This window comes from Actinokineospora terrae, from assembly GCF_900111175.1.
In the GTDB taxonomy this organism is placed as follows: Bacteria; Actinomycetota; Actinomycetes; order Mycobacteriales; family Pseudonocardiaceae; genus Actinokineospora; species Actinokineospora terrae.
In genome coordinates, this window is sequence record NZ_FOGI01000014.1 from 36,630 (window position 1) to 57,239 (window position 20,610).

Genomic DNA, 20,610 nt, shown 5'->3' on the forward strand with positions numbered 1-20,610 from the left:
CTCACAGGCCGGACTCCGCGGTGCGCACCATGATCGCGCCGCACTCCTCGCACTCGACCACGTCGTCGGCGGCGGTCTCGCGGATGCGGGAGATCTCCCGGCTGTCGAGCTCGAGCCTGCACGCGCCGCAGCGGCGGGCCCGCAGCAGCGCGGCCCCGATGCGGCCCTGGGCGACCCGGCGCTCGTAGAAGGCGAGCAGGTCCGCGGGCAGGCCGGGCAGGATCTTGGCCCGCTCCGCGGTGCGGCGGGCGTCGACGGTGTCGAGGTCGGCCAGGTTCTCGTCGCGGCGGTGGGTGGCCTCGGCCAGCACGTGCTCGGCCTTGGCCAGCTCGACCTCGGCGTGCTTGACGTCGAGCTCGACGGCCTCGCGGCGCTCCATCAGCTCCAGCAGGTCGTCCTCGAGGACGCTCTGCCTGCGCTCCAGGGAGTGCAGCTCGTGCTCGAGGTCGGCCAGCTGCTTGGCGCCGATGGTGCCGCCCTGCAGCAGCTTGCGGTCGCGGTCCTCGCGGGCGCGGACCGCGTCGATCTCCTTCTCCTGCCTGGCCGCCTCGCGGTCGAGGTCGTCGAGCTGGGTGCGCACGGCCACCCCGGCGTCGCGGCGGGCGCGGACGGCGGTCTCGGCCGCGGTGATCTCGGCCAGCTCCGGCATGGAGGTGCGCCGGTGGCGCACCCGCGAGAGTTCGGCGTCGACCTCGGCGAGGTCGAGCAGGCGGCGCTGGACAGCGGGATCGGCTTTCACCCGGTGAACCTCCCGGTTCGGTTCGGCGCGCATGCGGCCTGGGTGGTCCAGGGGTCGGTGCGGCGGACGGAGACGTCGACGGTGACCGTACCGCCGAGGCCGGTGCGCAAGATCCCCGCCGCCTGGCCGCACCACGGCCACTCGCTGGCCCAGTGCGCCACGTCGACCAGCGCGGGGGCGCCGGGGACGGCGAGGTGCTCGGCGGCGGGGTGGTGGCGCAGGTCGGCGGTCACGAAGGCGTCGACCCCGGCGGCGGTCGCGGTCGACAGGTAGGAGTCGCCCGCGCCACCGGACACGGCGACGCGCTTGATCCACCGGTGCGGGTCGCCCGCGGCCCGGACGCCGCCCTCGGTGTGCGGCAGCGCTCGGGAGACGCGGTCGACGAACTGGGCGAACGGTTCCGGTTCCGCGAGTTCGCCGAGCCTGCCGATGCCGGTGCGGCCATCGGGGTTCGGGGCGAGCGGGCCGGTGACGGTGATGCCCAGCGCCGCGGCGAGCGCGTCGGAGACACCGGGGTCGGCGGAATCGGCGTTGGTGTGCGCGCAGAACAGGGCGATGCCCGCGCGGATGAGCCGGTGCACGAGCGCGCCCTTGGGGGTGTCGGCGGGGACGCCGTGGACGCCGCGCAGCAGCAGCGGGTGGTGGGCGACGACGACCTTCGCGCCGGTCTCGATCGCCTCGTCCACTGTGGACTCGGTGGGGTCGACGCAGACGAGCACCTTCTCGACGGTGTCGGCCGGGTCGCCGCAGACGAGCCCGACCGCGTCCCAGCTCTCGGCGAGCCCTGGCGGGTACGCGGCCTCCAGGACCCGGACCACGTCGGCGACGGTGCTCATGATCGAACCTCCAACTCGGCCTTGAGCGCGGCCACCAGCGGCGCGCACTCCCGCGGCGACCGGACGGCGAGGCGCAGGTGGTCCGGCCCGAGCCCGGGGAAGGTGTCGCCCCGGCGGACCGCGATCCCCCGCTCGCGCAACGCGCACCGGATCCGCTCGCCGCCGGGCACCTCGACCAGCAGGAACGGGGCCCGGGGGTCGCCGAGCACGAAGTCTCCCAGCTCGGCCTGGAGCGCTTCCCGGTGCGCGGTCGCGTCGAGGGCGGCGACCTCGGACTCGGCCAGCGCGGGCGCCTCGCAGCAGGCGGTGACGGCTTCCAGGGTGAGGGTACCGACCGGCCACTGTGGACGGTTCCTGGCGAGCTCGGCGAGCAGGTCGGGGTGGCCGATGACGTAGCCCGCGCGCAGGCCGGGCAGCGCCCAGGTCTTGGTGAGGCTGCGGAAGACCAGCGTGTTCGGCTCACCGGCGAGGGTCTCGGGCTCACCGGGGACGGCGTCCATGAAGGCCTCGTCGACCAGGACGGTGCGGTCCTGGGCGAGTTCCCGGATGGTGTCGGCGGGGTGCAGGGTCGAGGTGGGGTTGGTGGGGTTGCCGACGACGACGAGGTCGGCGTCCTTCGGGACGCGGTCGGGGTGCAGCAGGAAGCCGTCGGACTGGTCGAGCAGCACGCGGTGCACCGGCACCCCGGCGCTGCGGAGCGCTACCTCGGGCTCGGTGAACGACGGATGCACAACCGCGGCGAGGTTGTGGACAACCCGCGGAACCAGCGAGAACCCCTCCGCGGACCCGTTGAGCACCATCACCGCGTCGGCATCGCACCCGTGCCGCGCCGCGACGGCCTCCCTGGCCCTGCGGTCCTCAGCCGCCGACGGGTACACCCCCACCCGGTCCAACGCCTGGACCAACCGCTCCCGCAACCACTCAGGGGGCCGCCCCCCACGCACATTGACCGCGAAGTCCACCAACCCGGGAACGGCATCCACATCACCGTGGTGCCGAAGCAAGTCATCCCTGGTCATCCCCCCAATCCTAAGCCGCCCACCCACCCCCGCCCACACCCCGCCCACCCGCTCCCCCCATCCCCGCCGGCAACCGGACACCCCACCACGCAATGCACCCCCACGACGCGCCGCCACCCACCGAGCCGATACGCGCACCGCACCCCAGCGACCGGCCCGCCTGCCCCACCCAAGCTCGAGTCGCCCGCCCCCACGAGCATCGGTTCGTCCCACCGCGCCCAGGCGACCCCACCGGACGCCGCTACCCCCACCGCAACCGCTTCGCGCGCGCGGTCCCGACCCTGCCCAGCCCCCACCCACTCCGGGGGGCGTCCCTGTGCCAGTCTATCGGCACCCCCCGACAGAAGATCTTGAAACAGGTCGCCGAAGATCCGGATGTGGATAACTTTTGTCGCTGAACCGGGTGAAATCGACGGTCCGCGGAACGCCTCTACCTGCGGGAATGGGACAAGGCTGGGGCTCGGCGTGGGGTGGTGGGGAAGTCGGTCAGTGGGGTGGGTCGATGAGGGTGGAGAGGCCGTTCGCGTGGAGCCAGCGGTGGGCTCGGCGGCGGGCCAGGTCGTTGGGGGAGGTGCGGAGGGTGATGTGGTGCTCGACCGCGAGGAGGAGGCGGTCGACGGTGTGGGGTGGGGCGGTGGTCGGGTCGACGGTCCACCACGGGGTGTCCACGGGCGGTCCCCTTCCTCTTACCCTGGCCGCGTGCACATCTGCTTCGTCTGTACCGGGAACATCTGCCGGTCCCCGATGGCCGCGCTCGTGTTCGGCGAGCACCTGCGCCGGGCCGGGTTGGCCGACCGGGTGCGGGTGACCAGCGCGGGCACGGACGGCTGGCACGTCGGTGACGCCGCCGACCCGAGGACCGCGCGGGTGCTGGCCAGGCACGGTTACCCGACGGCGCACGTGGCGGCGCAGGTTGGTGCCGACCACCTCGACGCCGACCTGCTCGTCGCGATGGACACCGGGCACGCGCGGGCGTTGCGCGCCCGGGTGGCTGACCCCGAACGCGTGACATTGTTCCGCGTTTTCGACCCCGCCGCCGAGACGGATCTTGACATTCCGGACCCCTACTACGGCGGCCCGGACGGGTTCGACCAGGTGTTGGCCCTGGTCGAGGCGGCGTGCCCGGGGCTGGTGCAGTGGGTGCTGGCGAACTGAACCCGGCCGCCGCCGTGGCCGAGCTCACCGGGTTGACGCCGACCGGGGTGCACCCGCTGGCCGACCACGTCTTCGAGGTGGACACCGAGGATGGCGACCTGGTGGTGGCCAAGTACGACCCGCGCCAGGGCGCTGTCGACGCCGAGGTCGCCGGGTTGCTGTGGCTGGCCGAGCCGGGCGCGGTCGCAATCCCGGACGTCCGCGCGCACGACGACCGGTGGCTGGTCATGGAGCAGATCGAGCCGTCCGCGCCGAGCACCGTTGCGGCGGAGGAGCTCGGTCGTCGCCTCGCGGACCTGCACGCGGCGGGCGCACCGACCTTCGGCGCATCGACCGGGCCCGAGCAGGCGTGGATCGGTCTGGCGCCGATGCGGTGCGTGCCGAGTCCCGAGTGGGCGCACTGGTACGTCGCCGATCGCATCGAGCCGTATCTGCGCAACGCTGCTGACCGTCAGCTCATCGATCGGGACGGTGTGTCCACGATCGAAACGTTGTGCGGTCGGATCGACGTCCCGCACGAGCCGCCCGCGCGACTGCACGGCGACCTGTGGAGCGGCAACGTTGTGTGGGCGCGGCAGGCGTGGTTGATCGATCCCGCCGCGCACGGTGGGCACCGGGAGACCGATCTGGCCATGCTCGCGCTCTTCGGCTGTCCGCACCTGGACAGGGTCATCGCCGCCTACGACGAACACCGGCCTCTAGCGGACGGCTGGCAGGCGAGAACTCCCCTGCACCAACTGTTCCCGCTGCTCGTACACACTGTCCTGTTCGGCTCGGGCTATGCCCGGCAGGCCGTGGCCGCGGCCCAGGCAGCGCTACGGGCATGACCCTGGCCTACCGTGGTGGGGTGCGGTTGAAACTGCTGCTCCGTCCCGGCTGGCTGATGCTGGCCCTCGTCGTGGTGGCGTTCGCCGTGACTTGCTTCACCTTGCTCGCCCCGTGGCAGTTCCAGCGGCACGACGAGCGCAAGGCCACGAACACCGCCGTGCAGGACTCGTTCGACGCTCCCCCGGCCCCGATCGGCTCGGTCCCCCCGGACCAGTGGCGACGCGTCACCCTTGCTGGCACCTACCTGCCCGATGGCGAGGCTCTAGCGCGGCTCAGGACTGTTCAGGGCAATGCCGCCTTCGAGGTGTTGACCCCGTTCCGCCTGATCGACGGCAGCGTTGTCCTCGTCGACCGGGGTTATGTGCGTCCGGCCGAAGGCGTGAGCGTCCCCAACTACGCCGAGGCCCCGACCGGTCAGGTCAACCTGCTCGCGCGGGTGCGCCTCGGCGAATCGACCGACAGGACCGCGTTCGAGGAAGACGGTCACCGTCAGGTCTATGCGGTCGACCCCGCTGTAGTCGGGCGCGCGGCCAATCTCGACATCCGCCCGGGTTACGTGCAGCTCGAAGAGGGCTCGCCAGGTGTCCTCGGTGTGCTGCCGCTACCGCAGCTAGAGGCGGGACCGTTCCTGTCTTATGCACTGCAGTGGATCGCGTTCGGTGTGATGGCCCTGCTCGGGCTCATCTACTTCACCTGGCGCGAGATCAAGCCCGGCGGAACGCTCGCGGAGAAGGAACACAGGCCTAGGCGACGGTCGGTGTCCGAGATCCTCGCCGAGGACGAGGCTCGGGAGCGCGCCGCTTCAGCGTGATCAGCGCGGCCACGCCGGCGGTGAGCAGCCCGACCAGGCGAGACAGCGTCACCGCGCGCGCCACGTCGGTGGCGTCAGGTGCGCGCCCCTCCCCCAACACCGGCCGGTCTTCAACGCCGTAGGAGTACTCGGTCCGACCACCTAGCTGGACGCCGAGCGCACCGGCGAACGCTGCCTCGACCTGCCCGGCGTTAGGACTCGGATGAGCCCCCGCGTCCCGCTTCCAGGCCTCCCGCGCGCGCCGACGATCACCCTTGACGGCAGGCGCAGCGACGACCGTGAGCGCTGCCGCGAGCCGAGCGGGAACGAGGTTGGCCACGTCGTCCAGCCGCGCCGAGGCCCAACCGAACCGCAGGTAGCGAGGCGACTTGTGGCCGACCATCGCGTCCATGGTGTTGACCGCGCGGTACCCGAGCAGCCCAGGCACCCCGGCGACAGCCCCCCACAGCAACGGCGCTACCACGGCGTCAGAGGTGTTCTCGGCGATGGACTCCACGGTCGCACGAGCCAGGCCAGCGCTATCCAGGGTCGACGGGTCACGCCCGCACAGGTTGGGCAACCGTTCGCGGGCACCTGCGATGTCGTCCGCGCTCAACCGCGCCCCGATAGCCCAACCCTCGGCCGCTAGTGACCGACCGCCGAGGACCACCCATGTCGCTGCGGCAGTCCCCACGATCCGCACGATCGGATTACGTGACCTCTCGACGGCAGCGCCTAGAGCAACAGACCCACCCGCGAGCACGGCCGTGTAAAGCACGCCTGCGGCTCGGTTGTCGCGGTGGAGAACCCGCTCGAAGCGCTGAGCGAGCTGGCCGAACCCGGCCACGGGGTGCCACCGCCGGGGATCCCCGAGCGCCGCGTCGGCCGCGACCCCCAGGAGCAGGCCGAACGCGCGTGCCGCGGACACTGGCTGCCTCCCGGTCGGTTCATCCCCCTGGCGGGCGAACCGTATCGCGCCGGGGCGGCCGGGGTGCGCGGCTGTCGGCCGGTCGGGCTATCGTGGCCCGCCGTGGAGGACGAGCAGGGGGAGGCCAGCCTGGAGGCGGCGAGCAGGCTCCAGCTCTACGCCTACCTGCAACCCCGTGAGCACCACCACACCTACCTCGCGATCATGCGGCTGTTCACCTCGACGCTGCTGGCGGACCTGTCCGCAGGCGAGGTGTCGAGCGCGTTGGCCGGTGCCGAGCGCGACGGGCGCGTCGACATCGGCGAGTCGCACATCGATGTGGTGATCCCGCGGCTGCGGCAGCTGGTCGAGTGGGGCAACCTCGTGCACGGCCGCCGGGAGACGATCGCGGCCAGCATCGCGGAGTTCCAGCAGGGCTCCATGCGCTACCAGGTGTCGAAGCTGGCCGTCCGGGTGCAGCGCGACGTCGACGAGCTGCTGCGGGTCCCCGAGGGCGCCCGCGAGGTGTCCCGCGAGCTGTTGCCCGCGATCGAGCGCGGCCTCGGTGAGCTGGGCGAGGCGCTGGCCGTCGCCGTGACGCGCGGTCAGCGCGACCCGGGTTCCCTGCCAGCGCGCCGTGCGCGCGAACAGCTGGCCGAGCGGGTCACCACGCTGTTCCTGCAGCACGCGGAGCTGGCGGCCACGGTCCGCGACTTCTATGCCTACCTCGGCCAGATCCTGACCCGGCACCACTTGGCACCGGAGGAGATCGCGGGTTTCCGCAACCTGCTGGTCGAGTACATCCAGCTGGTCGTGGAGGACGTGCTGCGGCACACCCCTGCGATCGCGACAGCGCTATCCGCACTTGCCCGGTCTCGCGCCGAACTGCTGCGGTTGTTGCGTCCCGCCGACCAGCTCGGCACGGCGGTGGAGCGCACCAGGGGCCGCGGTGAGGCTGACTGGCAGGAGTTGACCGACTGGTTCGTCGACCGGCCAGGCAACCCGTCGCAGGTCACGGCCTTGCGTGAGGCCACGACCAGGGCGATCGGGGCCCTGCTGGCGACGGTGCGGCGCGCGACCACCGGCGGCGGGCTGCTGCCGAGCAGGCGCGCGGAGCTGGTGCGGCTCGCGGGCTGGTTGGACGCGGCGACGCCCAAGCGGGCGCACGCGGTGTACGCGGCGGCGTTCGGGCTGCACTCGGCGCGCAACCTGCTGCCTGCGCCGGAGCACGACGGCGACGACGAGCACACCCCGTGGCGCGACGGACCGGCGATCGACGTGTCGGTCAGCGTGCGCGGGCGCGGCGACCGGGGCGCGCGCGGGCGGACCTCGCGGATCATGGACGACCCGATCACCGAGCAGGGGCTGCTCGCGCAGGCCCGGGAAGCCGACGAGCAGCGGGAAGCGGCGGCGGCCGAGCTGGCGGCGGCGGCCGTGAACCTCGACGAGGCAACGCTGTCGGGTGAGGCTCTGCGCGCGTTGTGCGAGCTGTTGACGTTGGCCATGGCGCAGCGCGAGGGAGCGTCCGATCCGGGATCCGCGACCGACCAGGTTCGGGGGTTGGCGTTGACGCTAACTCCGCAGGTAGGGCAGATCACGCGGATCCGTAGTACGTCAGGCACTCTGACCTTGCGCGACACCGTGGTCGGGATCTCCCGGGTGGAAACGAGGGGTCGCGGTGGCCGTTAAGTCTCGTCCTGACGTCCTCGGCGACCTGTCCGACATCGACGCGTCCAACGTCGCCCGCTGCGCGAAGGTCTTGCTGCGGCACCCGCTCTTGCGCCCAGGTGGCCCTGACGGCGATCTGCTTCCTTTGGTCTACCGGTACCGGATCTCTCTCCAGGAGATGTTCGCGAGCCTGCTCGGGTATCGGCTCGTCGTGGAACGCCGGTTCGCTCGGCTCTACAAGAGCGGCCCCGGTGACGACCACACCCGGGGCGAGTCAAGCCTGACGCCTCGCGGCTACGCATACGTCTGCCTGACCATGGCGGCGTTGACCGGTGCCGGGCGTCAGGTACTGCTCTCGCGCTTGGTGGCCGATGTTCGGGGTGCAGCGTCAGAGGCCGGTATCGACGTTGTCGACGACGTGGGCGACCGGCGCGCGTTGACGGCGGCGCTGCGGCACTTGATCGCGCTCGGCGTGATCACCGAGACCGACGGCACCGTGGCCGGGTTGATCTCCGAGACGCCTGCCGAGGCGCTGATCACCATCCACACCGACCTGCTCGGGCAGCTGCTGGCGGGCCCGCTGGCGGAGGCGACCGGCGCGGACGACCTGGTGGAGCTGGCCTCGGCGCCCGGTCGGCTCGGCGTCGAGCACGCGGTGCGGCGGCGGCTGGTGGAGAACCCGGTGACGCTGCACGCGGACCTGCCGCCGGAGCAGGCCGAGTGGCTGCTGCGCCACCAACGGCGCGAGTCGGTGGTGCTGGAGCGCTGCTTCGGGCTGGTCACCGAGATCCGGGCCGAGGGGGTGGCGGTGACCGACCCCGAGGAGTACCTGACCGACGTGGTGTTCCCGTCGACCGGCACCGTGGCCAGGGTGACCCTGCTCGCGCTGCCGGAACTGGTCGACCAGAGCGACCTGGTGTCCGACGACGGCGAGGTGCCGTACCGGCCGGACGGGCGGGTTCCGGTCAGCCGCGCGCGGCTGCTGGAGGTGTGCGGCAACCTGGTCGCGGACTACCCGGCGGCCTGGTCGCGCCAGGCGACCGACGACGTCGCCGCGCTCGCCGACGACGTGACGGACCTGTTGACGCGCCTGACGCTGGCGGTGCCGGACGGCGACGGGTGGCTGATCAGCCCGGCCGCGCACCGGTGGCTGCCGCAGCCGGACGACTCGCCGGGGCGCCCGGTTGCCGTGTCCGAGGTGCCGCCGGAGCCGGGGTGGTCGCTGTTCGACGAGGAGGGGGTTCGGTGACCGAGCAGGACCAGGTCGAGCGGGCCGCGAACGGGACGGACCCGCGCGCGGTTGACGCTATCGGGGACAGGGCTATCGGGGTTGACGCTGTCGCCGGTGGGGTAAGCGCTGTCGGGTTTGATTCCGTTGGGGTTGACGCTGCCGATGTCAATGGGCTCGTGGTCGACCGTGCGCCTGAGGTGGGTCGGTGGCGGCTGCACCGGGGCGGGATCGTCAACATCTGGCAGTACCGGGAGCAGACCTTCGACTTCTCCGGTGGGCGGGCGATCTTCCAGGGCACCAACGGGTCCGGTAAGTCGCGCACCCTGGAGTTGTTGCTACCGCTGTGTCTTGACGGCGATCTGCGGTACCTGGGGTCCAAGGGCGCGGGCACTGTGTCGATCCGCCGCCTCATGCTCGACGACTACGACGGCGGGCCTAACCGCATCGGTTACGCGTGGATCGAGCTGCACCGCACTACAGCCAAGGGTGCCGACGAGTACCTGACGTGCGGCATCGGGGTGAAGGCGTCGGCGACGTCGCAGCAGATCAGCGACTCCTGGCGGTTCGTGACGCCGTCGCGGGTGGGGACGCACTTCCAGCTCGCTTCCGCTGACCGCGTGCCGTTGGGGCCAGCTGCGTTGAGGGAGGTTCTCGGCGCGGACAGGGTCTACGACGAGGCCGCGTTCCGCGCGAAGGTAGCCGAGACGGTTTATGGCGTGCCCGGTGGTCGCTATGGGGACCTCTTGCACCTACAGCGGACTTTGCGCAACCCGGACATCGGGTTGAAGGTGCAGGACGGTCAGCTGGAGCAGATCCTCACCGACGCTTTGCCGCCGTTGGACGCGGGCGTGGTCGAGCAGTTGGCGACGTCGTTCGAGGACCTGGAGTCGATCCGGGAGAACATCGGCAGGCTCGGCGCGGCGGATACGGCCATGAGCGCGTTCCTGGCCACGTACTCCGGTTATGCCCTCGGCGCATTGCACGCGGCTGGCAGTAGAGCGCAGGCTGCGTCTAAGACGTTGGACAGTGCGCACGGCGAGATCCGGAAGCTAGAGCAGCGGCTGGTAGTTGACGCTGAGAAGCACGCAGAGGCTGAGGAGCGGGTTCGCGTACTAGAGGAACGCGATCTCGAACTTGAGAACAGCATCGACTCGCTGAAGTCGTTGCCCGCGTACCAGGGTCTGCGCGACTTGCAGGACCGGGAGAAGCTGGTCGAGCGCACGCGTGAGGCGGCTGGCGCGGCCCTGGATAACGCTGGGGTGCAACGCAACCACGCGGACCGCGCGGTGGAGACAGTGCTAACCGTGCTGCGCAGGCTTGGCGGTGACATCGAGGACGCTGCCGAACTCGCGCTGTCCACTTCGGACGCCGTGGCCGCCGCGGGGCTCGATCCCGCGCTGTGCCCGGCTGTGCCGCCCGCGCCGGAGCCGGTGCCGGGGACCGAGACCGGCCAGGTGCGGGCCAAGCCGGACCCGGAGGCCGAGCCGCTGGTCATCGAGCGCCGCACGCCACCGCCGGTCGCGCCGGACGAGCTGTCCGCCGTGCTGGCCGAGGCGGCCGGGCGCGCGGGCGACCTGGCGAGCGTCGTGGCGCAGCGGGCCGCCCTGGCGATGTCGCTGCACGACCGCGCGATGTCGCTGGACGCGGACCGGCAGGAGCTGGACAAGCTCCAGGCCAAGGCCCGCGACGCCCAGATCGAGGCGACCGAGTCGGCCGGGTGGCGCAACGAGGCCCGCCAGCGCTTCACCGTGGCCGCCGAGGTCTGGCGCGAGAAGACCACCACGTGGACCACCGCGGGCCCCTTCGCCGACGACCACGCTGCACGCCCCCCACGCCCACCCGCCGCCGACGCGGTCCTGACCGGCCCCGAATCGACCCGCCAGGCCAGGGACGCCGCACGCAAATGGGCCGCCCCACACCTGACCGGCCTGCGCCAGCGGGTCGTGGCGGCCCGCCAGTCCGTGGACGACCTCATCGGCCGGGTGAAGTCAGCCGAAACCCGCCTGATCGAACTGCGCAAGGGCGTCGACGCAGCCCCACCGGGATTGGTGGAACAAGGCCCCGGAGCCCCGTTCTACCGCCTGGTCGACTTCGCGGGCCTGACCGACACCGAACGCGCGGGCCTCGAAGCCGCCCTCCAGGGCTCCGGCCTCCTGACCGCCTGGGTCCGCCCGGACGGCGGCATCAGCGACGCGTCGGGCCTGGTGGCCGGGATCCTGGCGACTGTGGCCGGGGTGGCGCCGTCGTCGTTGGGTGCGGTGTTGGTGCCTGCGGTGGAGCCTGGGGGGCCGGTGCCCGCCGAGGTGGTGGCGCGGTTGTTGGACTCGGTGTCGTTCGGTGAGGAGTACGACGGGCTCGCGGTGTGGGCGGACGGGCGGTGGCGGGCCGGGGTGCTGCGGGGGGTCGGTGGCAAGCCGGACGCGGAGTTCGTGGGGGCTGGGGCTCGGGAGGCGGCGCGGCAGCGGGCCATCGGGGAGTTGGCCGGGGCACTGGAGGAGTTGCACTCCGAGCTCGCGGTGGCGGAGTCGGAGCTGCGGGAGCGGTCGCGGACGGTGGAGGTGTGGGATCGGCACCTCGACGCGTTCCCCGACGACCGGGAGCTGATCGGCGCGCGGGTCACCGCGGAGCAGGCCGGGCGGCAGGCGGCGGACGCGGCGACGAAGGCGGAGCGGCGGCGGTCCGAGCACGTGGCCGCCGAGGGCCGGGTCCGCGCGATGGAGACCGGGCTGGCGCAGGACGCGGGCGCGGCGGGGCTGACCGCCGACACCGAGGCGCTGCGGCACGCGCACCGGGCGGCGACCCAGGCCCGCGGGTCGGCGGAGAGCCTGCGGGACGCGCTGGCCAAGCGCTGCGTCGGGACGGTGCGCGACCTGGTCGAGGCGTTGCACGACCACAACGCGGCGGTCGACGACCGGGAGACCGCGGAGCGGGTGGCCGACGACAAGTGCGTCGCGTTCCACCGCGAGGCGGCGGCCCTGGCGGAGCTGACGGCGGCGGTCGGCGGTGCGGCCGAAGAGGTCGCGCGGCAGCTGGGCGAGCTGGAGCGGTCCCGCCGCGAGGCGCGGGTGGAGCTGCCGGAATCGCGGCGGGCGGCGGGTGAGCTGTCCAACCAGGTGGTGAAGACGCAGACGCTGCTCGACACCAGGGCCGCGGAGATCGACGGCAAGCGGTCAGCGGCCTCAGCAGCGGCGCAAGCGTTTGCGGAGGCGTTGGCCGCCCCCGGCGTGTGGCCCGCGGCGGTCGAGGACGACCGGCCTGCCGACGACGCGGACGCGTGGGACCTGCTGGCGACCGCCGTTGCCGAGTCGAAGCGGCTGCCCAGCGAGGAGAACGTGCTGGGCAAGCTGCAGAACCTCCAGTCGTCGCTGGCCGGGACGCACAACGTGCTCCCGGAGCGGCACGCCGGGATCCTCACCGTGGTGGTGTCGGCGGAGGAAGGCCCGGCCCCGGTCGCCGTCGCGGCCAGGCGGGTGGCGGGTCGGCTGGCCGAGCGGCGCGGGTTCCTGACCGAGCAGTACCAGGGGATCTTCGCGCTGCACCTGGTGCGGGAACTGGCCGAGCGGCTCTCGGCGCAGATCGCGGTCGCCGAGGACCTGACCCGGCGGATGAACGAGGTGCTCGACACCGCCCGGTCCAGCCAGGGCGTGCACGTGCGGCTCGACTGGCAGCCCGCCGCGTGGCTGGACGAGTCCACCCTGGAGGCGCTGCGGCTGCTGCGGGTGCCGTTCGCGCAGCGCACCGAGGAGCAGGACGCCCGGCTGCAGCAGGTGTTCACCGAGCGCATCGAGTCCGAACGCGACAGTGCCACCGGCGGCTACACCGAGATCCTGGCGCGGGCGCTGGACTACCGGTCGTGGTTCGCGTTCACCGTCCGCGTCCGCGACACCGGCCCGGACGGCAAGCCGCGCTCGCGCCGCCTGCGCCAACTCTCCTCCGGCGAGACCCGGCTGATCTCGTACGTGACCCTGTTCGCCGCCGCGGCCGCGTTCTACGGCGCCATCTCCGCGGGCCTGGCCAGCACCATGTCCCCGCTGCGGCTGGTGCTGCTCGACGAGGCCTTCGAGCGCCTCGACGACCCCACCATCGCCCGGATGCTGGAACTGCTGGTCGACCTGGACATGGACTGGGTCATCACCTGGCCGAGCGGCTGGGGCGTCTCCGACCGCATCCCCCGCATGCACATCTACGACGTCCTACGCCCCAAGTCCGGCCACGGCGTCGCCTGCACCCACACCACCTGGGACGGCACCACCCTCGACCGCGACGACCCGTGACCCCGATCCCCGCACCACTCAGGCCGCCACCACCAGGCAGGCCCACCACCGCGGCGACCTGCCATCCCGGGTCGCCGCGCGGCGACCGAGCCGCCGAAGTCCTCACCGGAGCCCAGGGCGCACCGGGTGATCTACGGCGATCAACCGAGGCGCGCCAGGAGCGGCCGGCCCGTGACCGACGCGGAGTCGCCGTGACCGAGCACCCGCCCGAGTCCGCACCACCGCCCGCGTCCACACCTTCGCCCGCGTCCACACCACCGCAGGAGTCGGAACCCCGGTAGGAGTCAGCACCACCGCCTGAGTTCGCGGACCCCGAGTTCGCCGTGTCATCGCGGCAGGTGAAGCTGGGGGTCAAGGCGCCAGGTGCCGGTTCAGCGGAAGTGGCCGGGTCGTCGGAGTGTGTGGAAGCCGCGCACGACAGGATGACCGCGGTGGTCGCCAACTCGGTCGCGAACGGCCGCAGTGGCCAGGCCGACAAGGCGTGATCCACTGTGGTGGGGTGAGCGGCCACCGTGGGGGTGGTCGGGGCGTGCGTGGAGTGGAGCGGTTGTGAACGAGGAGTACCGGCGGCCGGAGTTCGCGGTGTTGTGGCGGCAGGCGCGGACCGCGGTGGCTCGGGGGCAGGTGAAGCTGGGGTTCAAGGCCCCTGATGCCGCCGCGGCGGTGGCGGTGGCGGGGGTGTTGGGGCGCGAGGTGACCGCGGGGGTCGGGATGACCGTGGTGGTCGCCGACCTGGATGTGCGGGTGCGCGCGCTGTTCGGTTGTGGGTTGGACGAGGTGCTCTCCGCTCTGTTCGGGGAGTCGGCGGGCAGTGTGGTGGCGCCCGCGGAGGCGGACGACATCCTGGGGTCGGCGGTCGCGGCGGCCGGGGTCGGTGGCGGGTGGGTGCCCGCGTGGGTGGATCAGGCCCGGCGGTACGCCAAGATCTCGCCGGTCGAGTTGGCCGAGGTGGCGCCGAGGGCGGCGGCCGCCATCGCGCGGTTGCACCTGGGTTCGTCGGCGCCCGCGGCGTGGCTGGTGTTGGCCGATCTCGGTCTGGTTCGCGGAACTCGACTGGCCGGGCTGGTGTTGCGGGCGGCGGCCACGGCGCACGGCACGCCCCTGCCCCGCTCCACGTCGGACGAGCGGCGGCTGTGGGAGCGCAGCGGCGTGCTGCTGGACGCGGTGTCGACGACGGTGCTGACATGGGCTTTCCCCGGGTGTGAGGCGCGGACCGAACTGGGCTTGCCCACCCATCTGACCATCCGCGACGCCATCCCGGCAGGGGTCGCGGCCAGGGTGTGCACAAGTCCGGTGGTTGTGGACAACGCGATCGCCGCCAGGGCCAGGGTCCCGCTGGTCTGCCTGTCCGGTCACCTCAACCCGGTCGCGCGGACCCTGTTGTCCCGCTTGGGAAGCGCCCACGTGCACGGCGACTTCGACGCGCACGGGCTGATGATCACCCAGCAGGCCCTGGCCATCACCAACGGCACCCCGTGGCGCATGTCCGCCGCCGACTACCGCGACGCGCTCGACTCCGGCCGCGACCTCCAGGCCCTGAGCCCAGACCCCCTGACAGCCCCGTGGGACCCCACACTCCCCGAGGCGATGCGCGCCGGGTGGGCCGTCCCGGAGGACGCCGTCGCCGAGGTCTTGGTCGCGGACCTGCTCACTTCCTGAGGTCCTCCATCACCTCGGTGACGATCGCCCGCATGGCCCCCTCCGCGCGCGCCGAGTCACCCGCCGCGACCGCCTCGGCCACCTCGACATGTAGCCGCACAGCCTCGGTCTTGGGCCTAGGGGGCATCAGGTGGTGCTGTGTGCGACCGGTCAGGACCGCGTCGACCACGTCCCCCAGCTGGCAGAACATGTCGTTGCCCGAGGCCGCCAGGAGCAGCCGGTGGAAGGCGATGTCGTGCACGAGGAACGCGTCCAGGTCGTGCGTGGTCGAGCGCAGCTGGACGGCGAGCTCGGTGAGCCGACCTGCCTGCTCGGGGGTCGCCCGGGCAGCGGCCAGCGCGGCGGCCACCGGCTCGGTCGCGGACCGCAGCTCGGTCAGCGACCGCAGCTGGTCGGCCCGGTCCGAGCCGTCGAGCCGCCAGCGGATGACGCGGGGGTCGTAGAGGTTCCAGTCGACGCGCGGCAGCACCGTGATGCCGACCCGGCGGCGGCTGCTGACCAGCCGCATCGCCTCCAGCACCCGCAACGCCTCGCGGACGACGGTGCGCGAGACCTGGAACGCGCGCTCCAGCTCCTCGGTGCGCAGCACGGCCCCCGGGGGGTACTTCCCGGTCACGATGGCGGGTCCGATGTCGTCGAGCAGGCGCCCGGGCAGTCCTGAGGTCACCCCGCCAGTGTCTCACTCATATGACCAATACGTGTCGAACTCTTGAATAAGTACTACCTTTGAGCTTCACTGGGTCGGTGCACAGCGTCGTGGTCGTGATGGGCGTGGCGGGGTCGGGCAAGACAACCGTCGCCACGCTGCTGGCTGAACAGCTCCAGGTCCCGCTGGCCGAGGCGGACGAGTTCCACCCCGCGGCGAACATCGCCAAGATGAGCGCCGGAACCCCTCTTACCGACGAGGACCGCTGGCCGTGGCTGGACGCGATCGCGGACTGGATCCGTGAACGCGCCCACAACGGCGGCGGGGTCGTCACGTGCTCCGCGCTCAAGCGCTCTTACCGCGACCTGCTCGGTAGGGACGAACGCGTGTTCTTCGTCCACCTCAACGGTTCGCGAGAACTGCTGGCGGACCGGATGCGCGGCCGCAGCGGGCACTTCATGCCGGTGTCGCTCCTGGACTCCCAACTGGCCGACCTGGAACCGCTGGCCGAGGGCGAGCCCGGCCTCGAACTCGACATCACCGATCCCCCCGACCAGCTCGCCGCGGCCGCCGCGCGCGGGTTGGCCGAGTTCGAAGGAGCACAGCCATGACCCAGCCCCTGATCACGGCGGCGGCCTGGACCGGCCACGACACCCGGCTCATCGGCGCGACCGTGCTCGGCATCGCGCTGATCGTCGTGCTGATCACCAAGCTCAAGTTCCACCCGTTCCTGGCCCTGGTGCTCGGCTCCGGCGCGCTCGGGCTGGTCGCCGGGATGCCGGTCGGCACGCTGATCGAGAGCTTCACCAAGGGCGTCGGGTCCACTGTGGCCGGTGTCGGCGTGCTGATCGCGCTCGGCGCCATGCTGGGCAAGCTGCTGGCCGACTCCGGCGGCGCCGACCAGATCGTCGACACCATCCTGGGGCGCGCGTCCGGGCGGAAGTTGCCGTGGGCGATGGCGCTGGTGGCGGCGCTGATCGGGCTGCCGATGTTCTTCGAGATCGGCCTGGTCATGCTGATCCCGGTGGTGCTGCTGGCCGCGCGGCGCAGCGGCAAGCCGTTGATGCTGCTGGGGATCCCGGCGCTGGCGGGCCTGTCGGTGCTGCACGGGCTGGTGCCGCCGCACCCCGGTCCGCTGGTGGCGGTGGACGCGCTCAAGGCCGACCTGGGGCTGACGCTCGGCCTCGGCGTGCTGGTGGCGATCCCGACGGTGATCATTGCGGGGCCGGTGTTCGCCCGGTTCGCGGCCAGGTGGGTGCCGGTCGAGGCGCCGGTGGTCGAGGACGAGGCGCAGCGGCCGACGACCCGGCCGAGCTTCGCCGCCACGCTCGCCACGGTGCTGCTGCCGGTCGTGCTGATGCTGGGCAAGGCGCTCGCGGACATCCTGCTGGCCAAGGAGAACACCGTCCGGCACGTGCTGGACTTCCTCGGCGCCCCGCTGGTGGCGCTGCTGCTGGCGGTCCTGGTCGGGATGGTGACGCTCGGGCGCGGGTTCGGGCGCGACAGGCTCGCGGCCTCGATCGGCGAGTCGCTGCCGCCGATCGCCGGGATCCTGCTGATCGTCGGTGCCGGTGGCGGGTTCAAGCAGACGCTGGTGGACGCGGGCGTCGGCAACGTGATCACCGGGCTGGCGCAGGACGCGAACTTCTCGCCGCTGCTGCTCGGCTGGCTGATCGCGGTGGCGATCCGGCTGGCGACCGGCTCGGCCACGGTGGCCACCATCTCGGCGGCGGGCATCATCGCCCCGCTGGCGGTCGGGATGGAGCCGACGCACGCAGCGCTGCTCGCCCTGGCCATCGGCGCGGGCTCGCTGTTCTTCTCCCACGTCAACGACGCCGGGTTCTGGCTGGTGAAGGAGTACTTCGGCCTCAGCGTCGGTCAGACGATCAAGACCTGGTCGGTGATGGAGACCCTGATCTCCGTGGTCGGCATCCTGATCATCATGCCGCTGAGCTGGCTGCTCTAGCCACGCTCTCAGGAATGCGCCGCCCAGCCTGCGACCATCTGCCGAGCGATGGACGTCTCCCCCGGCAGGATCAGGTCCGGGAGCTGACCCCCGTTGGCCAGTGCCTCGACGACCTTGGCGCGGTGGACCCAGTGGGCGTGCTCGATCTCGCCGTCGGCGGGGACCAGTGGGGCGGCGGGGTCGGCGGTCGCGGTGAAGCCGATCATGATGGAGCGGGGGAACGGCCAGGGCTGGCTGCCCAGGTAGCGGATGTCGGTGACCTGGACGCCCACCTCCTCGGCGATCTCGCGCTCGACGCAGGCCTCCAGGGACTCGCCGGTCTCCACGAAACCCGCGAGCACCGAGTAGCGGTGCGCGGGCCAGATGGGCTGGCGGGCCAGCAGGACCTGGTCGCCGCCGTCGTGGACCAGGCAGATCACGGCCGGGTCGGTGCGCGGGTACTCCTCGCGGCCGCAACCGGTGCACTTGCTGGCCCACCCGGCGGCGGTGCGGTCGACCGGCGACCCGCACTTGGCGCAGAACCGGGCCCGCGCGTGCCAGTTGACCAGGCCGACCGCGGTGGTGAACAGGCCAGCGGCGGTGTCGTCGAGCAGGGAGCCGACGCCGCGCAGGTCGTGCCACTGCTCGCCGTCCGCCGATTCGGCGCCCGCCCACAGGCTCCACGCGCCGGGCGGGGCCGGGATCGGGCGCACCTGCTCGTCCGAGGACAGCACCCAGTACGACTCGTCGCCCTGCTCACCGAGCAGCATGGCCTCGGCGGGGCGTTCGTCGGCGACCGCGAGGGCCGGGCGGGGCGCCAGCGCGGTGCCGCCGTCGCGGACGGGGGTGCGGCCCTGCTTGTCGACCAGCAGCACCCGGCCCGCCTTCCACAGCCGGTCGAGCCGCTCCGGGTCCTTGCGGGCGGTCTCGTCCCTGGCCGCTGTCGCGCGCGACAACGTGGGCAGGGCGGCTAGCCGGAACGGTTCGCTGGTCACGCGTTTCCCCTTGGTCAACACACTCCCGGTGGGGCGGGAGGAAGAGCGGTACTGGCCCCGCGCTGTCCGGTGTGGACAGCGCGGGGTCGCGGTCACGGGAAGCGGACGCCGCCGATGCGGGCGAGCGGGGCGAGCTTCTCGACGTCGCCGACGATGATGCCGGTGAACCGGGTGGGGGCGAAGAACTCCTGCGCCGCCTCGGCGACCTCGGCCGCGGTGACCGCCTTGAGGCGGTCCGGGTGGCCGATCAGCCACTCGACGCCCAGGCCGAGCACAGCCAGCGCGGCGATCTGGGAGGCCAGGCCGCCCTGCGACGAGGTGCTGGTGAGCAGCGACCCGATGGCGTACTGGCGGACGATCTCCACCTCGGCCTCGTCCGGCGCCACCAGCGCGAACCGGCCCAGCTCGTAGCGGATCTCCAGCAGCGCGGCCGCGGTGACGTCGCTCGCGGTGTCGGTGTCGATGAGCAGCGTCGCGCCGTCCGGGGTGAACTCCGGGTACGAGCGCGCGTGGTAGGTGTAGCCCTTGTCCTCGCGGATGTTCTCCACCAGGCGGGAGGAGAAGAAGCCGCCGAAGGTCAGGTTGGCCAGCTGCAACGCCGGGTAGCGCGGGTCGGTGCGGGTGATCGACTGCGCGGAGAGCCGGATCTGCGACTGGACGGCGCCGGGGCGGTCGACCACCAGCAGGTCACCCGGGGTGATCGGCGGCAGCGCGGGCAGCACCGACGCGGCGGCGTCCGACTGCCAACCACCGAGGGCGGCCGCGGCACCGGCGACGGCGCGCTCCGGCTCGACATCGCCGACGAGCACCAGCACCGAACCCCGCGGCAGCACGGCGGCCTGGTGCAGGGCGCGCACGTCGGCGGGCTCGACCTTCGCGACGTCGGCGGCCTCGGGCAGCTCGCGGGTGAACGGGTGGTCGCCGTAGCGGTGCCGCTGCAGCGCCTGGCGGGCGATCACGTTCGGCCTGGACCTGGCCACCGAGATCCGCTCGATCAGCCGCGCCTTCTCGCCCGCGACCTCGTCGTCGGCGTAGGTGGCGCCGGTGAGCGCGTCGGCCAGCACGGCGAGCAGCGTGTCGAACCCGCTGGCCAGCGCGTTGCCGCCGAGGGAGAGCAGCTCGGGGTCGACCGCGGCGGACAGCTCACCGCCGACCAGGGCCAACTCGGTGTCCACGGCGACCCGGTCGCGCGACTCGGTGCCGGTGAGGATCGCGGCGGCCAGCACCTCGGCGGTCGCCGCGTGCGCGGGCTCGGCACCGGCGAACGGGACCCGCAGCCGCACCTCGACCATCGGCACGGTCGGCTGGTGCACGGCGATGACCCGCAACCCGTTGTCCAGCACGGTGTCCACGACCGACAGGTTGGTCGCCGCCCGCTGCTCACCCAACGGCGGGAGCGGCCGGGGCCCCACCTCGGTGCGCCCGATCTCCTCTGCGGTGCGGCTCACTGCTGTCCTCCTGGACTGTGCGTGGTTGCTGGGCTGTGCGTGGTGATGGGGCTGTGCGTGGTGACGGGGCTGTGCTGCGGTCGCGGGAGCCTTGGGTGCTTGATGCTGGGCTGTGGATTGCTCGGGCCGCTCTGCGGGTGGTGCTCGGTAAGCTGTATATCGGGGGCTGCGTTGGCCGGTTTGATCTTGAGCTGAGGGGCGGCGGCTCTCGTGCTCGGCTGCGCCGTCGACGGGAACGCCTCGCCTGCGGCATTGGCCCGGACGCGAGTTTCGAGCTGTGCTCGATGCGGCGAACTCGTTTTGCGCGGGGCCCCTACGACACCCGGGCAGAACCACAAAGCAGGGGCCGAAAAGCAGGCCCTGCCGCGAACGACGCTACGGGTGCCGTCCCCCCACACAAAACAAGTCCACCCCATCGAGCCGGCTTGGCACCAGCGACTCCGAGGAGCGCGTGGTGGGCCAACGTCGGT

At 72.4% G+C, this 20,610-nt stretch carries 17 protein-coding genes; 9 read left to right on the forward strand and 8 right to left on the reverse strand.

Annotated features, from left to right (window positions below; genetic code table 11):
• Position 1: 1 nt before the first annotated feature.
• The 4 genes from BMY07_RS27970 to BMY07_RS27985 all read right to left on the reverse strand — a co-directional run bounded on the left by BMY07_RS27970 (position 2) and on the right by BMY07_RS27985 (position 3,263).
• The gene (locus tag BMY07_RS27970) at positions 2–739 is read right to left on the reverse strand and encodes a zinc ribbon domain-containing protein (RefSeq protein ID WP_092785571.1); all 738 of its coding nucleotides are present in this window, start codon (positions 737–739) and stop codon (positions 2–4) included.
• Complete coding sequence (locus BMY07_RS27975) at positions 736–1,575, reverse strand: Nif3-like dinuclear metal center hexameric protein (RefSeq protein WP_092785283.1); 840 nt, start codon at positions 1,573–1,575, stop codon at positions 736–738. The genes BMY07_RS27970 and BMY07_RS27975 overlap by 4 nt, the downstream gene beginning before the upstream one ends.
• Positions 1,572–2,594, reverse strand: a complete 1,023-nt coding sequence (gene cobC, locus BMY07_RS27980) for an Rv2231c family histidinol phosphate aminotransferase CobC (RefSeq protein WP_092785285.1) — start codon at positions 2,592–2,594, stop codon at positions 1,572–1,574. Before cobC ends, BMY07_RS27975 begins: the two co-directional genes overlap by 4 nt.
• Positions 2,595–3,080: 486 nt before the next feature.
• The gene (locus BMY07_RS27985) at positions 3,081–3,263 is read right to left on the reverse strand and encodes a hypothetical protein (protein WP_092785287.1); all 183 of its coding nucleotides are present in this window, start codon (positions 3,261–3,263) and stop codon (positions 3,081–3,083) included.
• Positions 3,264–3,293: 30 nt separating this feature from the next.
• Between BMY07_RS27985 and BMY07_RS27990 the strand changes: the two genes are divergently transcribed.
• Genes BMY07_RS27990 through BMY07_RS28000 form a run of 3 tightly spaced genes read left to right on the forward strand, consistent with a single transcriptional unit; the run spans position 3,294 to position 5,388 of the window.
• The gene (locus BMY07_RS27990) at positions 3,294–3,749 is read left to right on the forward strand and encodes a low molecular weight protein-tyrosine-phosphatase (RefSeq protein ID WP_092785289.1); all 456 of its coding nucleotides are present in this window, start codon (positions 3,294–3,296) and stop codon (positions 3,747–3,749) included.
• Positions 3,731–4,576 carry a fructosamine kinase family protein gene (locus BMY07_RS27995; protein WP_092785291.1) on the forward strand — a complete coding sequence of 282 codons (846 nt, stop codon included), beginning with the start codon at positions 3,731–3,733 and terminating at the stop codon, positions 4,574–4,576. The genes BMY07_RS27990 and BMY07_RS27995 overlap by 19 nt, the downstream gene beginning before the upstream one ends.
• A 20-nt stretch (positions 4,577–4,596) precedes the next feature.
• Positions 4,597–5,388, forward strand: coding sequence for an SURF1 family cytochrome oxidase biogenesis protein (locus BMY07_RS28000; RefSeq protein WP_092785573.1), 792 nt, complete (start codon positions 4,597–4,599; stop codon positions 5,386–5,388).
• Here the strand turns inward: BMY07_RS28000 and BMY07_RS28005 are convergent.
• Positions 5,321–6,295 carry a cobalamin biosynthesis protein gene (locus BMY07_RS28005; protein WP_092785293.1) on the reverse strand — a complete coding sequence of 325 codons (975 nt, stop codon included), beginning with the start codon at positions 6,293–6,295 and terminating at the stop codon, positions 5,321–5,323. The genes BMY07_RS28000 and BMY07_RS28005 overlap by 68 nt on opposite strands.
• A gap of 102 nt (positions 6,296–6,397) precedes the next feature.
• Here BMY07_RS28005 and BMY07_RS28010 point away from each other — a divergent pair, with 102 nt between their 5' ends.
• The 4 genes from BMY07_RS28010 (at position 6,398) to BMY07_RS28025 (ending at position 15,106) form a co-directional block, all read left to right on the forward strand.
• Positions 6,398–7,963 carry a DUF2397 domain-containing protein gene (locus BMY07_RS28010; protein ID WP_245782707.1) on the forward strand — a complete coding sequence of 522 codons (1,566 nt, stop codon included), beginning with the start codon at positions 6,398–6,400 and terminating at the stop codon, positions 7,961–7,963.
• Positions 7,953–9,191, forward strand: a complete 1,239-nt coding sequence (locus tag BMY07_RS28015) for a TIGR02678 family protein (protein WP_092785295.1) — start codon at positions 7,953–7,955, stop codon at positions 9,189–9,191. Before BMY07_RS28010 ends, BMY07_RS28015 begins: the two co-directional genes overlap by 11 nt.
• Positions 9,188–13,447, forward strand: a complete 4,260-nt coding sequence (locus BMY07_RS28020; RefSeq protein WP_245782708.1) for a TIGR02680 family protein — start codon at positions 9,188–9,190, stop codon at positions 13,445–13,447. The genes BMY07_RS28015 and BMY07_RS28020 overlap by 4 nt, the downstream gene beginning before the upstream one ends.
• 549 nt (positions 13,448–13,996) lie before the next feature.
• Positions 13,997–15,106, forward strand: coding sequence for a DUF2399 domain-containing protein (locus BMY07_RS28025; RefSeq protein ID WP_177215830.1), 1,110 nt, complete (start codon positions 13,997–13,999; stop codon positions 15,104–15,106).
• On the opposite strand, the gene BMY07_RS28030 is transcribed toward BMY07_RS28025, so the two are convergent.
• On the reverse strand, positions 15,096–15,773 hold the full coding sequence (locus tag BMY07_RS28030; protein WP_092785299.1) for a FadR/GntR family transcriptional regulator: 678 nt from the start codon (positions 15,771–15,773) through the stop codon (positions 15,096–15,098). The two genes, BMY07_RS28025 and BMY07_RS28030, sit on opposite strands and share 11 nt — an antisense overlap.
• 98 nt (positions 15,774–15,871) lie before the next feature.
• Between BMY07_RS28030 and BMY07_RS28035 the strand changes: the two genes are divergently transcribed.
• Both BMY07_RS28035 and BMY07_RS28040 read left to right on the forward strand, forming a co-directional pair.
• Positions 15,872–16,363, forward strand: a complete 492-nt coding sequence (locus BMY07_RS28035) for a gluconokinase (protein ID WP_092785579.1) — start codon at positions 15,872–15,874, stop codon at positions 16,361–16,363.
• The gene (locus BMY07_RS28040) at positions 16,360–17,718 is read left to right on the forward strand and encodes a GntT/GntP/DsdX family permease (protein ID WP_092785301.1); all 1,359 of its coding nucleotides are present in this window, start codon (positions 16,360–16,362) and stop codon (positions 17,716–17,718) included. Before BMY07_RS28035 ends, BMY07_RS28040 begins: the two co-directional genes overlap by 4 nt.
• Positions 17,719–17,726: 8 nt before the next feature.
• Here the strand turns inward: BMY07_RS28040 and nudC are convergent, their stop codons facing one another.
• Together nudC and BMY07_RS28050 are read right to left on the reverse strand one after the other, a co-directional pair.
• The gene (nudC, locus tag BMY07_RS28045; protein ID WP_092785303.1) at positions 17,727–18,692 is read right to left on the reverse strand and encodes an NAD(+) diphosphatase; all 966 of its coding nucleotides are present in this window, start codon (positions 18,690–18,692) and stop codon (positions 17,727–17,729) included.
• Between the two features lie 92 nt (positions 18,693–18,784).
• A complete protein-coding gene (locus BMY07_RS28050; protein WP_092785305.1) occupies positions 18,785–20,140 on the reverse strand; it encodes a M16 family metallopeptidase in 1,356 nt (451 codons plus the stop codon).
• Between the last annotated feature and the right edge of the window lie 470 nt (positions 20,141–20,610).

What these genes read in the sequence shown, in the direction of transcription:
- BMY07_RS28040 (WP_092785301.1), top strand. Translation starts at nt 16,360, where the DNA reads ATGACCCAGCCCCTGATCACGGCGGCGGCCTGGACCGGCCACGACACC.
- BMY07_RS27975 (WP_092785283.1), bottom strand. Translation starts at nt 1,575, where the DNA reads ATGAGCACCGTCGCCGACGTGGTCCGGGTCCTGGAGGCCGCGTACCCG.
- cobC (WP_092785285.1), bottom strand. Translation starts at nt 2,594, where the DNA reads ATGACCAGGGATGACTTGCTTCGGCACCACGGTGATGTGGATGCCGTT.
- BMY07_RS28035 (WP_092785579.1), top strand. Translation starts at nt 15,872, where the DNA reads ATGGGCGTGGCGGGGTCGGGCAAGACAACCGTCGCCACGCTGCTGGCT.